This window comes from Comamonas resistens, assembly GCF_030064165.1.
GTDB lineage: Bacteria > Pseudomonadota > Gammaproteobacteria > Burkholderiales > Burkholderiaceae_C > Comamonas > Comamonas resistens.
On record NZ_CP125947.1, the window covers coordinates 2,851,337 to 2,865,891 of the forward strand.

Consider the following 14,555-nt stretch of genomic DNA (forward strand, 5'->3'; position numbering starts at 1 on the left):
CGCTTGATGGGTATGCGCTACAGGCCAATTTCACCCTAAGATATTTCAAGATTTCGATAGGCAGACTTCATGATCATTGGCACAGCAGGCCATATCGACCACGGCAAGACCACCCTGGTGGGCGCACTCACCGGAGTTGAAACCGACCGTCTCAAGGAAGAAAAGGCGCGTGGCATCTCCATCGAGCTCGGTTATGCCTATGCGCCTCTACCCAATGGCGATGTGCTGGGCATCATCGACGTGCCCGGCCATGAGAAATTCGTGCACACCATGGCCGCCGGCGCCGTGGGCATTGACCATGCACTGCTGGTGATCGCGGCCGATGACGGCATCATGCCGCAGACTCTGGAGCATCTGGAAATCCTGCAACTACTGGGCGTGAAGCAAGGCACGGTGGCCCTCACCAAGGTGGACCGCGTGCCGCGTGAGCGCATCGATGAGGTGCGCGAGGAAATCGCCGCCATTCTGTCGGTGACGGCTCTTGCAGATTCACCGATTTTCGAGACTGCAGCCGCCCAGCCCAGCGACCCTGGCGTCTGGGCGCTGCGCCAGCACCTGGACCTGCAGGCTCAGCAAATGCCCGCACGTGCACGGGATGGCCTGTTTCGCCTGGCCGTGGATCGCGTCTTCACGCTGCCCGGCCAGGGCACGGTGGTCACAGGCACCGTCTTTGGCGGGCAGGTCAAGGTGGGCGACACGCTGATCCACTCCGCCAGCGGCCAAAGCGTGCGGGTGCGAAGCATCCATGCGCAGAATCAGGCCAGTGAATCCGGCGTGGCCGGCCAGCGCTGCGCTCTCAACCTCGCAGGCATCGCCAAGGACGAAATCGAGCGCGGCGACTGGATGGCCGATGCACGCGTGCTGCAGGCCACTCAGCGTATCGATCTTCATCTGCATCTGCTGACCGAGGCACCACCCATGCAGCAGTGGACACCGGTTCATGTCCATCTGGGCACGCGCCGCACCACGGGCCATATCGCCCTGCTGCAGGACAGCGCCATCGACCCGGGCACCGAAGCACGGGTGCAACTGGTGCTGGACACCCCTGTCTTCACCGTGCCCGGCGACCGTCTGATCCTGCGCAACGCCCAGGCCAGCCGCACCATTGCCGGCGGCATGGTTCTGGACCCCTACGCACCTGCCCGCAAGCGCCGCAGCGCAGAGCGCATGGCCTATCTTGACGCGATGGAGCAGCTTGCGACCCATGGCGACTTTGCCGCGCTGATTGTGCAAGCCCCGCACGGCGTTGCCCTGTCCCAGCTCATGCGCCTGAGCGGCCATGCGCTTGATGCAGCAGCGCCGCTGCCCGGTACGGTAGCCCTGCCCATCGGCAGCGGTGTCGCTGGCGATGCCCTGGTGCTGGACGAACAGCGCTGGCTGGCGCTGCAGCAGCAGATGCTGCAAACCCTGTCCCGCTTTCACGAAAAATCGCCCGACGAACCTGGTGTCAACGCCGCGCGCCTGCGCCGCATGGCTCTGCCCGGCTTGCAGCAGGCCGCCCATGATGTGCTGTATCAGGCGCTGATCGATACGCTGCTGACGCAAAAGCGCCTGGCCAGCAGCGGCGCCTGGCTGCACCTGCCCGAGCACCGCGTGCAACTTTCCAAGGCTGAGCAAGCGCTTGCGCAAAAGCTGCTGCCAGCCATTGATGCGGGTCGCTTCGATCCCCCCTGGGTGCGCGATCTGGCCCGCGATCATGGCGCGGGCGAGGAAGTGGTGAGGCAGTTGCTCAAGAAACTCTCGCGCCAGGGTCTATTGTTCCAGGTGGTCAAGGACTTGTTCTATGCACCCGCGCGCATGGATGAGCTGGCTGCGCTGATCGCGGAGCTGGCTCAAGCCAGCAACAACGGTGAAGTCGAAGCGCGAGCCTTTCGCGACGCTACCGACCTAGGACGCAAGCGAGCCATCCAGATCCTTGAATTCTTCGACCGCATCGGCTACACCCGCCGCGTGCGCGACGCACATATGTTGCGCCCGGACGTGAAATGGCAGATCTCACAGGCTTCAAACACTTCAGGCCTGTAGCCCATGACCCAGCTGCGCTAGCAGCTATGAGATTGATAGAAGACTATTCTGCAGGCCATAGCGCTGCCAGCTCTGATTGCCACTCAATGCTGGCTACAATCCTCTATCTTCTACAAGAGTGAGGCCAAGCCTTCGCTGCTTGCTCAAGGAAGGCAATCGTGCCCGGTGGCGCGGCCGGGCTTCAAACCCGGTGGGGGGCGTCAGCCGCTCCCGGGTTGGTTCGACTCCAGCTGCTTTCCGCCACCCCGCCTTCAGAGCAGCGGCACCACGATGGCCACGCGCCGGTTCTCTGCGGCATTGCCCGAAACCACTGGCGAGGCGCTGCCCAGGCCCTTGACCTCCACGTTCTGCCTGGGCAAGCCGGCCTCCATCAGCACATCGGCCACGGCCTGCGCCCGGCGCAGCGACAGCCTCAGGTTGTAGGCATCACTGCCGCGGTCGTCGGTGTACCCCTCCACGCGCAACCGGTCTATGCCCTCCTTCATCAGCGCCCGGGCAAGCTCAGTGACCTTGGTACGCGCCGATTCCCCCAGTACGGAGGAGTCGAACTCGAACAGCAGCTTGCCCGGCATCTGCAGCTCCCAGCCCTGCTCCGCCGGCTCAAAGCCCTGTGCGCGCAGCACCTGTTGCTGATGGGGTGTCAGCCCCTTGGGCTGCGGGGTCTGACATGCGGCCAGCATCAAGGCCAGCGCCGTGGCCGTACACCAACGCCCCCAGACACCCAAGCGTCCACCATTCCTGACTTTCATCATCCATCCCATATTCATTCCTTGAGTTCTGCCCGTTCTGCACGGCGTGCGAGCTTGGCTTCATACATGGCCTGATCCGCGTAATCCATCAACGCTTCCATCTCCTGTCCGTGCTGGGGAAAGACGGCGATACCGGCACTGACAGAAGGGCTCAGCACCACGCCATTGCCAGTGATCACCGGCTCCAGCATGGCGTCCTGTATCTTGTTCGCCACCACCTGGGCATCGGCCGCATCGCCCACCGGATACAGCAGGATGGCAAACTCGTCTCCACCCAGGCGTGCCACCAGGTCGGTTTCACGCACCAGCGACTGCAGGCGGTCCCCCACGGCCCTGAGCAGGGCATCGCCCGCAGCATGACCGTGAACATCGTTGACCTGCTTGAAGCGATCATTGTCGAGAAACAGCACAGCCAGCTTGCGGCCGCTCTCTTCGGCATCGACCAAGGCCTGCTGAAGGCGTTGTTCGAAATGGGAGCGATTCGCCAGCCCCGTCAGACCATCGCGTGAAGCCTGTAGTTCCAGCGCCGAATTCTGCTGCTTCAGCCTCTCGTGACGCACCTGCAGCTCAGACAGCAGCGCGTTGAAGTCATCCCCCAGTTCATGCAACTCCGCAATGCGAGCCGGGGGCACGCGCTGGTCCATGGAGCGGTCATGCCGCACAGCCCTCGCCACCCTGGCCAATTGTTCCAGCGGCTCGCCGATATCGGCCAGCATGCGGCGCGACTGGCGCATGCCCAGGTAGCCGCTGATGCCCACGCACAAGGCCAGTACCGCAAGGCCGGCGCAAAGAAAGCGCACAAACCCGGCGCCATCGCTGTAAAGCAGCACACGCCCGACCGGCTTGCTGTCCTGGCTGACCACGGCCTCACCGGGCCGCATGCCAATGACGGCGGCCAGCACCTCCCCAACGCCACCCGTTGCGGATTTACCGGAGGACCAGCGCACAAAAACCTGCCCCTGAGCATCGAACACCAATGCTCTGGCCACGTCCTCGCCACGCAGCAGTTGCTCCAGCATCCGGCCCGCCTCGTCGCGATCGTTGAAGACCAGCGAAGCCTCGGCCGTATAGGCCAGGGAACGTGCCATCAACTGCAGGTTGTTGAGCAGATACAAACGCAGCACCACCAACCCGACCAGAAGCAGCAGCACGCCGGCCAGTGAAATGGCCATGCCTGCCATGCGCAAATGGGCGCGGCGGATCACCGCATGCAATGAGGCGTTGCTGCTCATGGCGCCGCCTTGGTTCGGGCCAGCTGCAGCACCTTGGGGCTGATGCGCAGGCTGCTGCGGGCCACCGAATCCAGATTGACCTCAAAGCCCGGCCCTTCCCCCTGGCGCCGCAGGCAGAACATCGCACCGATGCGGCACAGCGCACTGCGTTCGCTGATCGTCAACAAAGTGCGGCTGGCCTCCTGCTTCATCAGGTTGCGCCACTGCTGCTCGTCCACTTCGCCGGCATAAATGCCATCGCAGTCGGAGGTCTTCAGACGCTCGAAGTCCACCTTTCTGACATCGAGGCGCTGGCCGCCAACGGCCTGCCCGGAGCCCTGAATCAATCCGGCCGCATATTCCGTGGCTCCAACCACGCATAGATGCAGCACAGCGCTTTCAGCCGGCCACCGCGTATAGCCCAGAATGCCGATCACGGTGCGCGTCACGGCCTGCACATGCTCATCGCCTGCCGCATCCGCACGGGCCGTCGCGGACGTCCAGGCCAGGCTCGCAGCTAGCAGCCAGGCCCATACACCTATGCGGCGGGCGGGCAGTATTTCTTTGTCTTGACCGGGCTTGCAATCCGACAACATCGACTCCATGAACACAGCGGACTCTGGGCAGGAGGAGTAATACATGTCGGCATGTATTCTCACACTTTGAATTTCGTACATTTTTTCACATTTTTGAGGTGCGCCATGTAAGTCGTTCCCCTGCACTTGGCGCCTTGGCGCACCGCCTGCGGGATACTTGCTGGCTCTCTAGCCCTCTGCCGCGCAGAGAATGCACGGCCTGCCGATAATAGAACCACTTTCGACCGGCCTGCATACCGAACCCCGTTCAAGATCCGCAGACCGGCACGCTAACGCCGTCAGCCAGATTGCATCCATGACCACAGACATCTCTCAAGCTCCCCGACTCACTTCCCTGTCCCATGGCGGCGGCTGCGGCTGCAAGATCGCGCCCGGCGTGCTGTCCGAGCTGCTGGCCAAAAGCAATCTGCCCAAGCAGTTCTTTCCCCATCTGCTGGTGGGCACCGAGACGGCTGACGATGCGGCCGTCTACCAGATCAACGACGAGCAAGCCATCGTCGCCACGACGGATTTCTTCATGCCCATCGTGGACGATCCATATGACTTCGGCCGTATCGCCGCGACCAATGCGCTGTCCGACATCTACGCCATGGGCGGCACGCCGCTGATGGCACTGGCCATTGTGGGCATGCCCATCAATGTGCTGCCCCATGACGTGATCGCCAAGATCCTGGAAGGCGGCGAATCGGTCTGCCGCGATGCCGGCATTCCTCTGGCCGGTGGTCACTCGATTGACTCGGTCGAGCCTATCTACGGCCTGGTCGGTATCGGCATCGTCAATCCCAAGCAGATGAAGCGCAACGCCGATGCCAAGGCCGGCGACGTGCTGATTCTGGGCAAGCCTCTGGGCGTGGGCATTCTGTCGGCCGCGCTCAAGAAGAATCTGCTGGACGACGCAGGCTACCGCGCCATGGTCGATGCCACGACCAAACTCAACCGCCCTGGCATGGAGCTGTCCAAGCTGGCCGGCGTGCATGCGCTGACCGATGTGACCGGCTTTGGCCTGCTGGGCCACGGCCTGGAGCTGGCTCGCGGCGCGGGGCTGACGGCCCGTATCGACAGCGCCAGGCTGCCCGTGCTGCCCGGCGTGCAGGCGCTGGCCGAGCAAGGTATTTTCACCGGCGCATCGGGCCGCAACTGGGCCTCGTATGGCGCGCATATCGAGCTGGGGGCCACTGTCGGAGATGCGCAGAAGGCCCTGCTGACCGACCCGCAAACCTCAGGCGGTCTGCTCGTGTCCTGCGCACCCGATGCTGTAGCGCAGGTGCTCAAGGTCTTCGCCGACGCAGGTTTTGCCGAGGCAGCCATCGTGGGCCAGATGGAGTCCGGCGAAGCCAAGGTTGTTGTCGACTGATCGTCAGCGGCTGCAAAAAAAGGAGCTTTCAGCTCCTTTTTTAATGTCACAACGAGCCACTGCCCTCAAGCAATCTGAGCGCCCAGGCCGCAACCAGACCTCCAATTTCGGCAGCCAGGACTACGTCCCGCAATCGGACTGAGCAATCGAGCCGACAATAGGGTCCGCATTTTTGGACTCTCACCGTGGCAACGCGACCGCCGCGCCACGCCCTCTCATGACAGACAACACAGTGGCCGTTCTGGGCGCCGGCATGGTCGGCGTCACAACGGCCTTGGAATTGCAGCGCCGCGGCATGCGCGTCACGCTGATGGACCGGCGTGCGCCAGGGCTGGAAACTTCGTATGGCAATGCCGGCGTGATCGCACGCAGCTCGCTCATGCCCTTCAACCACCCCAAGCTATGGGGCACTTTGCCCAGCCTGCTCAGGAACCAGAGCACAGGCTTTCGCTACAGCCCGTCCTTTGTCGCCAGCAACCTGGGCTGGGCTCTGGGCTTTGTGGGCCGGGCGCGCCAAAGCGTGTTTGAGGAAACCACGGCCGCGCTCGACGACCTGATTCGTCTGTCAACTGCCGAACACCGGCGACTGCTGGGCGAAGTCAACGCCCTGCACCGTCTGCGCGACAACGGCTGGCTGTTTCTCTACCGTAGCGCCCAGGCTTTTGATGCTCCCGGCGCCCAGCTGGGCCGTGAAACCATGGCCCGCTTCGGCATAGCCACCCAGGCCCTCAACGCCGGCGAGCTGCGCGACCTTGAGCCCGTGCTGCAACCGGTGTTTGCCAAGGCGCTGTGGATTCGGGATAGCTGTTCCGTCAACAGCCCTGGCGCGGTCGTCAAAGCCTATGCCGATGCCTTTGTGGCCCGCGGCGGCCAGTTGCAAACCTGCGAATTACGCACCCTGCGCAGCTCGGGCGAAGGCCGCTGGCAGATCGTGGATGGCCACGGCAATGCGCAGGAGTTTGGCCGTGTCGTGATCGCTCTTGGTCCATGGAGCCAGAAGTTCATGGCCGAGCTGGGCGTGGACATTCCCATGGGCTTTGAGCGTGGCTATCACATGCACTACGCGCCCGGCAGTGCGGAAAATTCGCTGCAGCGCCCCATTTATGACACGGCGGGCGGCTATGTGCTCTCGCCCATGGAGCAAGGCCTGCGCCTTTCCACCGGTGTGGAGCTCAATCGCTGCGACGCGCCCATGAAGCCTGTGCAACTGGACATCACCGAAGCCGCCGCCCGCCAGGCTCTGCCTCTGGGCCAGCGCCTGGAGCACCCGCTATGGATGGGCCGCCGCCCCACCCTGCCCGACAGCCGCCCCGTCATCGACGAAATGCCCGGCCGGCCTGGCCTGTGGCTGGCATTTGGTCACCAGCACATCGGCTTCAGCACCGGCCCCGGCACGGCAGCACTGCTGGCAGCCATGATGCTGGGCGACAAACAGTTGCCCATGAACCCCCATCCATTTCGCGCCAGCCGCTTTCTATGAATATGGTCAAAACAGGCTCCAGCGCTTACCCAGAAAGCGCTGGCAGCTCCTTTTTTAGGAGCATGACAGAGCGGAGACCTCCTATGCACACATCGCCTTAGAATTGCGGCTTCCGAGAAAGAACCGTCATGGCCGTGGCCATGAAGGGCTTTCATTCTTGCAACCAAATGTGGTGAAGATGAGCAAGCCTTTCATTTCGCTATGCCCGGAAATCACTCGGGCAAACGCACTCAATGTGATGGACTGGTTGGAAGACGAGAGCGTGACCCGCTACCTCAGCGATTCCCGCCATGTCTCCCGGTTTATCGAGCAGGTCCTGGACCGGGTCCAGCTGCCCATACTGACCCATCTGTTCAATCAGGGCGGCCGTTTCTTCATGGCCTGCGACCGGCATGACGCTCCGGTAGGCTTTGTCCGTCTCGTCAAGACAGGCCCCGATTGCGAAATGGTGCTGGTTATCGGCGACCGCGAACAATGGGGCCGCAAGCTGGGTGCCAGCGCCATCCGCGAAGGCATGAAACTGGCCTTCTTCGATATGCGGGCCGAAAAGCTCATTGCCAGGATCCACGTCGAGAATGCCCGCTCCCTCAACGCCTTTGTGCGCTGCGGCTTTGTGCTGGAAAACGAAACCTCATCGCTGAAGTCCTTTTCCATGACATCGGAGCACTATCTTCGGTGCCTGCGTGAAAGTGCGATCGACGACCCCACGGGCATCCATATCACCGAGATCGACGAGGCCAGACTCAGAAGCGTCGTGGCGCTGGAGTGCGGCTCGGACATGGTCGAGCTGGAGCACGAGATCGAGCGCGCCATCGTCGTCGATGCCAGGCAGGTCGCTCCCGATATCGTCACCATGAACTCCAGAGCCTTGCTGCGGCTGGACGACGAGGAAATGGAGGTTGCCCTGGTCTACCCGCAGGAAGCAGACCATCGCGCCGGAAATCTATCGGTTTGCTCCGATATAGGCACGGCCATTCTCGGTTACAAGGAAGGGGACGCCATCGACTGGCGCATGCCGGACCGCACCTGCCATATCTGGATCGAGAAGCTGCTCTACCAGCCTGAGGCAGAAGGCGATTTTCATTTGTAGACCCGGTGCCCTCTCAAAACCAGGTGCTGGATTGCGCCCTGTGGTAGGCCACCAGGGCGTTCGCATGCCCATGACCCAGGCCATGTTCAAGCTTGAGGTGCGCGACCTGCTCCATATGTTTTTTATCGCGCAGTCCGTCGAGGACCGCTATCCAGTGCGCAATCGGCTTGCCGTAAGTCTTCTCGATAGACGGGAAGTAAGACGCGGGACCTTTGATCTTTGCTTCATCTGCCATGGACAGCTCCGGTGACTGGAGCTCAACCTTACCGCATACATCGCCTAGATCGCAGCTCTTCGATCAATCCGCAACAAGCTGCGCCATTGCGCTTTACAGCAAATCCGCAGCAGCTTTGATTTCTGCCCGATGTTGCCCTAGCCCTTTATGCGATGGACTCTGGCAGAAGCACAAGCCAGCAGCGCAAGGTAGATGAGAATGGCCGGACCACTCCGTTTCATCCGCCTCACCGATCATCTGCGCCGGTTTGGTCCATGCTCAATGCTCTCGCAACCAGTCAGACCCCAAAGGGTCAGGATAGCGGCTGGTTCACCACTTCTGCCGTGGTGCGGCGGTCGATCTTGCGGCTCAGCACCACCGAGGTATAGGTCTGCTGGATGCCGTCGATGAGGCCGATGCGGTCCAGCAGCGCATCGAGTTTTTCATTGCTTTCGCAGCGTACAAACACCATGTAGTCATACTGGCCGCTGACGGCAGATACCTCCTCCACCTCGGTAAAGCGGTTGAGCGCCTGCATGACGGAAGTCGCCGTCTTGGGCAGAACCCGGATGCCGCAGTAGGCGCGCACGGCAGATTGCTCCATGCGCGAGCCCAGCCTCACACCGTAGCCGGCAATCACGCCCTCTTGCTCCAGCTTCGCGATACGTGCCACCACCGTGGTCCGTGCCAGATTCATCTGCCGCGCCAGATGCGCGGTGGAAGCACGCGCGTTGGTCTGCAGCAGGCGCAGCAATTGGCGATCGGTTTCGTCGAGTCGATATTCCATAAATGGTCCGTTTCTTGTTCTGACACTCAGACTTGGGTCGCCGCAGGGCTGCGGCCCAGAATCCGCCCTAGAAAACTGCGAGTGGCCTCTTGCTGCGGGTTGTCTATGACTTGCGCGGGTGGCCCGGCCTCCACCACCACGCCGTCGCGCATGAAGACCACCTGGTCTGCCACCTCGCGGGCAAATGCGATTTCGTGCGTGACCAGAATCATGGTCATGCCCTCTCGCGCCAGCGCTTGAATCACGCCCAGCACCTCGGCCACCAGTTCGGGGTCCAGCGCCGAGGTTGCCTCGTCAAACAGCATGACCGATGGCTCCATGGCCAGCGCACGCGCGATGGCCACGCGCTGCTTTTGGCCGCCGGACATTTTGTCAGGGAACATATCGGCACGCTCCGCCAACCCCACCTTGGTCAGCAGCTCACGCGCCTTGGCCTCGGCCTCGCGCTTGCTTTTCTTGAGCACGGTGACCGGGCCCTCCATCACGTTCTGCAGCACCGTCATGTGCGGGAACAGATTGAAGTGCTGGAACACCATGCCGGTGCGCGCCCGAAAGCCCGCCAAGACCTTGTCGCCAGGCAGCTCGGTAGCCTTGCCGCTGAAGCTTAAAGACTGCTCGCCCACGCGAATTTCCCCGCCATCGGGCACCGTGAGCAAATTCACGCAGCGCAGCAGCGTGGACTTGCCCGACCCTGAGGGGCCTATCAGCGCAACCACGGTGCCACGCTCCACGGACAGCGAGATGTTTTTCAGGACGGCCAGATCAGCAAAGGATTTCCTGAGGTTCCTGATCTCAATAACAGGAGCATTCATCGCTTACGCCTCCTTGGCTTGAGTGTGATTCTGCTCAATCCGCTTGGCCCACATGGTGGCAGGCAGCAGAATGATGAAATAGGCCACGGCGATAAAGGTATAGACCTCCAGCGGGCGATAGGTTTCATGTGCAATCACCTGACCCTGATACAGCAGATCGGGCACGGCCAGCACCGACAGCAGCGAAGTGTTCTTGAGCTGCATGATGGACTGGCTCATCAGCGGCGGCACCATGCGCTTGAAAGCCTGGGGAAGGATGATGCGGCGCATGACCTGAAAGCGCGTCATGCCGATGGCCTGACCCGCCTCGGTCTGGCCGGGGTCAATGGAGATGATGCCGCCGCGAATGATCTCGGAATAGAAAGCACCGCCGTACAGCGACAGGCAGATGCCTGCAGCCATGGGGGCCGACATTTCGATGCCCGTGAGCACCGGCAACGCGTAATAGAACCACACCAGTTGCACCAGCACGGGCGTGCAACGGAACACTTCGACAAAAGCGCGCAGCGGTGCGGTAACCCATGGATTGCCGGACAGACGGCCCAGACCCACAACCAGGCCCACGGCCAGACCGCCCGCCACACAGATCGCCGTGAACAGCAGCGTATAGCCGATGCCTAGCAGCAGCACCGATTTGTAAGTCCACAGCAGGGAAAAATCCCACTCGTACATCTATCAACTCCCCAGGCTACGCGCTTTGGCAAAGTCGCGGCCCCTATCAAACGAGCAACGGCCACCGCGATCCGGTGGCCGCCATGCTCCTGCACCCGCGCCCGGCCCATGCCCTGCGCGGGCTGTCGCTTAGAACTTCACCTGTGTGGGGAAGCTCTCAGGCTTCACGCCCGCCAGTTTTTCCATGTTCTTGACGATGACAGACTGCACCTCGCCCTTGGCGCGCGCTTCCTTGAGCCAGGCGTTGACGGCGTTCTCCAGGTCCTTGTTGGCGCTCTTTGGCAGACCGATATGGGTGGGCGAAGTGGTCACTGGCTCGGGCACGAACATGCTGCCCACATCGGGGCGCTTGGCCAACAGCGGCTGGGCCAGCAGCACCATCAGAATCTGGCAGTCCGCACGGCCCGTCTGCACGGCCATGGAAGCAGCGCCTGAGCTGTCCAGGCGCGAAATCGTCGCCTTGGGCAGCATCTTGGTTGCGTACTGGTCCTGGTTGGAACCCACATCCACCACGATCTTCACCTTGGGGTCGTTGAGCTGCTCCCAGGTCTTGACCGGACCAAAGCCTTTTTTGCACACGGCAGTCAGCGTGTTGTTGAACAGCATGTCCGAGAAATCGACCATCTCGCGACGCGCCGGTGTAGGGCCCATGCCGAACATCACATCGATCTTGTTGGCCTGCAGATCCATCACCGAGTTGCCCCAGGTGGTTTCCACCAGCTCGACCTTGGTGCCCAGTTTCTGCGCCAGGCTGGCCGCGAAGTCAGGACCAAAGCCCTGCCACTTCTGGCTGACCAGATCTTTGTGGAAATATGGCGTGGCCCCGGAGATCACGCCCACGCGCAATGTCTTGGTGCGCTCCACACGCTGCATGGAAGTCTCTTGCGCCATGGCGGCCGTGCCCACGCACAGGCTCGTGGCCAGGGCCACGGATTTGAGAATTGAAAACTTGCTGACCATACGCCCCTCAGGAATTGAAGAATCAACTTCGATCTGATCCGAAAAAATATCGAACACATCTCGAACCAAAGTGCGCAAAGTCTAAAAGCATTTTTTGATTCTCATGTGAAAGAAGCGACGATATGACGAAAGCATGTCGCCGATATGCATGGAATCAACTAATGTTTATCGACATATAGGTAATATCACTGATGTTTTTGAACCTAGATGATGTGGCTCCACGGCTTGCCATAGCTGCTGATTCGTCACTTGGGACAGGCAAATCGTTGAACATGGTCGACGAGGCTTGCAGACAGGGCTGACAATCTGTTCTCACCCATCGGCGTCCTGGCACAAGATCAAAAAGTGGCGGGAGCGCAGACTGGCTTTGCGCAGGCCGCTATCTTTTTTTGATTTTCCGCACGCAAAGTGCCGGAAAAATCAAAACGACAAAAAACCCCGTTCATTTCCATGAACGGGGTTTTCAATTTTGGCAGGGGAAGAAGGATTCGAACCTTCGCATGCTGGAATCAAAATCCAGTGCCTTAACCAGCTTGGCGACTCCCCTACGATGGACGCAATTGTACAACGACTTTCAGCTACCAATTTCGAAGTAGCCAAAAAATGTGCGCTTGCACAAAAATCGGCGTTTGGAGGCCTCCGCCTTACTCCACCACCACGGCCGTGCCGCTGGCAGACACCATCAGCATGCCATTGCCCTGGCCCAGCACCTCAAAGTCCAGATCCACACCGACCACGGCATTGGCACCCGCTTCGCTTGCGCGCTGTTCCAGCTCTCTGAGCGCGATTTCGCGCGCACGCTGCAACTCCTTTTCGTAGGTACCGGAGCGCCCGCCCACGATATCGCGGATGCCGGCAAAGAAATCCTTGACCACGTTGGCGCCCAGAATCGCCTCGCCAGCGACCACGCCGCAGTAACGGATGATGCGCTTGCCTTCAATGCTGGGAGTGGTTGTCACGATCATGATCTGTCCTGAAGATTGAGATAAGTGCCGCACATGCTACGCCATCTTCATATCCGAAGCAGACATGAAAACAGGCTCTAGCCCATATATTGCATACGCTTGCAGCTACGAAAGATGCACTATGCCCGCTACTGCGCAGGGCATAGCTGAGCACGCATGGACTGCACCGCATCGCGCAGGAAACTCCAGGTCGTGGCGATACGGGGAATCTGGCGTGATTCCGCAGGCATGCTCATCCAGAAGGTGCGGGTAAAACAGGCTTGCTCGGGCAGGACCCGGCTGAGGATCGGATCCTTGTCGGCCACAAACGCTGGCAGCACGGCCAGCCCGGCCCCGGCACGCACGGCTTCGTACTGGGCAGTAATGCTGGTGCTGCGCAGGGCAAAGCGCTCGGGCCGATGCAGGGTGTCTAGCAGTTGCAGCTCACGCGTGAACAGCAGATCGTCCACATAGTGCACAAAACTGTGGTGGCGCAAATCCTCCGTGCGAGCCACCAGCGGCTTGCGCGCCAGGTATTCACGCTGGCCGTAGAGATAGAGACGGTAGTCGGCCAGCTTGGTCACGATGATGGAGCCGCGCCTGGGCCGCTCCAGCGAGATCACGATATCGGCCTCGCGACTCGACAGATGCAGCATGCGCGGCAGCGCCAGCAGATCCACGCTGAGCAAGGGGTAGCGCTGAGTGAGCCGCGCCAGCTCCCCCGCCAGCATCTGCGTGCCAAACCCCTCTGTCGCGCCTACACGCACCAGACCCGCCGGGCCTTCGCTGGCGGAGGACTGTGCCAGCGGACCGCGCTCCAGCCCATCAACCGCGCTTTGCATGGCGTCGGTCACCGTCAGCAACTGGCGCCCGGCTTCGGTCAACCGCCATTGCCCGGACTCCCGCGCAAACAGCACCGCGCCTAGCTGCTTTTCCAACGCCTGTATGCGGCGCGACACCGTGGTGTGCTCCACGCCCAGGCGCCGGGCGGCTGCGGCCATGCTGCCGTTGCGCGCCAGCTCGCCAAAGAAACGCAGATGGTCCCAGTCCATGGCCCTGCCCGCAGCTTATTCGGCCGCAGCCTTGTTCTTGCCGGCCAGCGCCTTGACGGCCTTCACGGCCGCCGTGCGCTTGCGCTCCGCGCTGCGCTCGGCCACGGCGCTGGGCGCCCGCGCGAATTCGTCGTTCTCGTGGATCAGCAGCGAAATCATTTCCATGAACTGGGCTCGCTTGTCGTCAGGCAGGGGATCAAGCATGCGGCGCTGGGCGCGCAGCACCGCCGGCTCGGCCTGCTGCAGCAGCTGGCGGCCTGCATCGGTGAGCGTCAGCAGGCGCACGCGGCGATCTGCCGGGCTGGCGTTGCGCACCATCAGGCCACGCGCTTCCAGCCGGTCGATCACGCTGCCGATGGTCGAGGTGTCGAAGCCGATGGAACGGGCCAGCGTGCGCTGGTCAATGCCGGGCTGGCGCAGTACAGCCGACAAGGAAGCGTACTGCACGGGCGTGACGCCAAAGGCATCCACCTCTTCCATGAACACGGCCACAGCGATCTGCTGCAGGCGCCGGATGTGGTAGCCGGGATAGTTTTCCAGTTCTGCGGGTTGGTATTGCATGTTGTCCTGAGAAATGCCCTGAGTCGCTTCGCGCCCTCTCCTCCAGGC

15 protein-coding genes and 2 tRNA genes are annotated in these 14,555 nt (G+C 61.7%); 5 read left to right on the forward strand and 12 right to left on the reverse strand.

The window, feature by feature from the left end; all coding sequences use genetic code 11:
• The first annotated feature begins 69 nt into the window (after positions 1-69).
• Positions 70-2,025, forward strand: a complete 1,956-nt coding sequence (selB, locus tag QMY55_RS13290; protein WP_283484681.1) for a selenocysteine-specific translation elongation factor — start codon at positions 70-72, stop codon at positions 2,023-2,025.
• A gap of 147 nt (positions 2,026-2,172) precedes the next feature.
• Positions 2,173-2,268: transfer RNA gene (locus tag QMY55_RS13295), tRNA-Sec, on the forward strand.
• Between the two features lie 8 nt (positions 2,269-2,276).
• Here QMY55_RS13295 and QMY55_RS13300 read toward each other — a convergent pair.
• From QMY55_RS13300 to QMY55_RS13310, 3 genes are read right to left on the reverse strand one after another with little or no spacing between them, the layout of a single operon-like run.
• A complete protein-coding gene (locus QMY55_RS13300) occupies positions 2,277-2,786 on the reverse strand; it encodes an OmpA family protein (RefSeq protein WP_407650507.1) in 510 nt (169 codons plus the stop codon).
• Between the two features lie 2 nt (positions 2,787-2,788).
• Positions 2,789-4,006, reverse strand: a complete 1,218-nt coding sequence (locus QMY55_RS13305; RefSeq protein WP_283484682.1) for a sensor domain-containing diguanylate cyclase — start codon at positions 4,004-4,006, stop codon at positions 2,789-2,791.
• Positions 4,003-4,626: a YfiR family protein gene (locus tag QMY55_RS13310; RefSeq protein WP_283484683.1), complete on the reverse strand. Its 624-nt coding sequence runs from the start codon at positions 4,624-4,626 to the stop codon at positions 4,003-4,005. The genes QMY55_RS13305 and QMY55_RS13310 overlap by 4 nt, the downstream gene beginning before the upstream one ends.
• 262 nt (positions 4,627-4,888) lie before the next feature.
• Here QMY55_RS13310 and selD point away from each other — a divergent pair, with 262 nt between their 5' ends.
• The 3 genes from selD (at position 4,889) to QMY55_RS13325 (ending at position 8,505) form a co-directional block, all read left to right on the forward strand.
• Positions 4,889-5,935 carry a selenide, water dikinase SelD gene (selD, locus tag QMY55_RS13315; RefSeq protein ID WP_407650695.1) on the forward strand — a complete coding sequence of 349 codons (1,047 nt, stop codon included), beginning with the start codon at positions 4,889-4,891 and terminating at the stop codon, positions 5,933-5,935.
• 217 nt (positions 5,936-6,152) lie between these two features.
• Positions 6,153-7,415 carry an NAD(P)/FAD-dependent oxidoreductase gene (locus tag QMY55_RS13320; protein WP_283484685.1) on the forward strand — a complete coding sequence of 421 codons (1,263 nt, stop codon included), beginning with the start codon at positions 6,153-6,155 and terminating at the stop codon, positions 7,413-7,415.
• Between the two features lie 178 nt (positions 7,416-7,593).
• Complete coding sequence (locus tag QMY55_RS13325; protein WP_283484686.1) at positions 7,594-8,505, forward strand: bifunctional GNAT family N-acetyltransferase/nucleoside diphosphate kinase regulator; 912 nt, start codon at positions 7,594-7,596, stop codon at positions 8,503-8,505.
• A 13-nt stretch (positions 8,506-8,518) separates the two neighbouring features.
• Here the strand turns inward: QMY55_RS13325 and QMY55_RS13330 are convergent, their stop codons facing one another.
• The 9 genes from QMY55_RS13330 to QMY55_RS13370 form a co-directional block, all read right to left on the reverse strand.
• Positions 8,519-8,740 (reverse strand): DUF4287 domain-containing protein, encoded by a 222-nt coding sequence (locus QMY55_RS13330; RefSeq protein ID WP_283484687.1) that lies wholly within the window; start codon positions 8,738-8,740, stop codon positions 8,519-8,521.
• Between the two features lie 292 nt (positions 8,741-9,032).
• The gene (locus QMY55_RS13335) at positions 9,033-9,506 is read right to left on the reverse strand and encodes an Lrp/AsnC family transcriptional regulator (protein WP_283484688.1); all 474 of its coding nucleotides are present in this window, start codon (positions 9,504-9,506) and stop codon (positions 9,033-9,035) included.
• A gap of 26 nt (positions 9,507-9,532) precedes the next feature.
• Positions 9,533-10,318, reverse strand: coding sequence for an amino acid ABC transporter ATP-binding protein (locus tag QMY55_RS13340; protein WP_283484689.1), 786 nt, complete (start codon positions 10,316-10,318; stop codon positions 9,533-9,535).
• A gap of 3 nt (positions 10,319-10,321) precedes the next feature.
• Positions 10,322-10,990 (reverse strand): amino acid ABC transporter permease, encoded by a 669-nt coding sequence (locus QMY55_RS13345; protein ID WP_283484690.1) that lies wholly within the window; start codon positions 10,988-10,990, stop codon positions 10,322-10,324.
• Between the two features lie 129 nt (positions 10,991-11,119).
• Entirely contained in the window at positions 11,120-11,950 is an 831-nt protein-coding gene (locus QMY55_RS13350) for a transporter substrate-binding domain-containing protein (protein ID WP_283484691.1), read from the reverse strand.
• A gap of 470 nt (positions 11,951-12,420) precedes the next feature.
• Positions 12,421-12,497 (reverse strand) — tRNA-Gln (locus QMY55_RS13355).
• A gap of 97 nt (positions 12,498-12,594) precedes the next feature.
• Positions 12,595-12,915: a heavy metal-binding domain-containing protein gene (locus QMY55_RS13360; RefSeq protein WP_283484692.1), complete on the reverse strand. Its 321-nt coding sequence runs from the start codon at positions 12,913-12,915 to the stop codon at positions 12,595-12,597.
• Between the two features lie 128 nt (positions 12,916-13,043).
• Positions 13,044-13,946 carry a LysR family transcriptional regulator gene (locus tag QMY55_RS13365; RefSeq protein ID WP_283484693.1) on the reverse strand — a complete coding sequence of 301 codons (903 nt, stop codon included), beginning with the start codon at positions 13,944-13,946 and terminating at the stop codon, positions 13,044-13,046.
• Positions 13,947-13,961: 15 nt separating this feature from the next.
• Positions 13,962-14,507 carry a MarR family winged helix-turn-helix transcriptional regulator gene (locus QMY55_RS13370; protein ID WP_283484694.1) on the reverse strand — a complete coding sequence of 182 codons (546 nt, stop codon included), beginning with the start codon at positions 14,505-14,507 and terminating at the stop codon, positions 13,962-13,964.
• Positions 14,508-14,555: the final 48 nt, after the last annotated feature.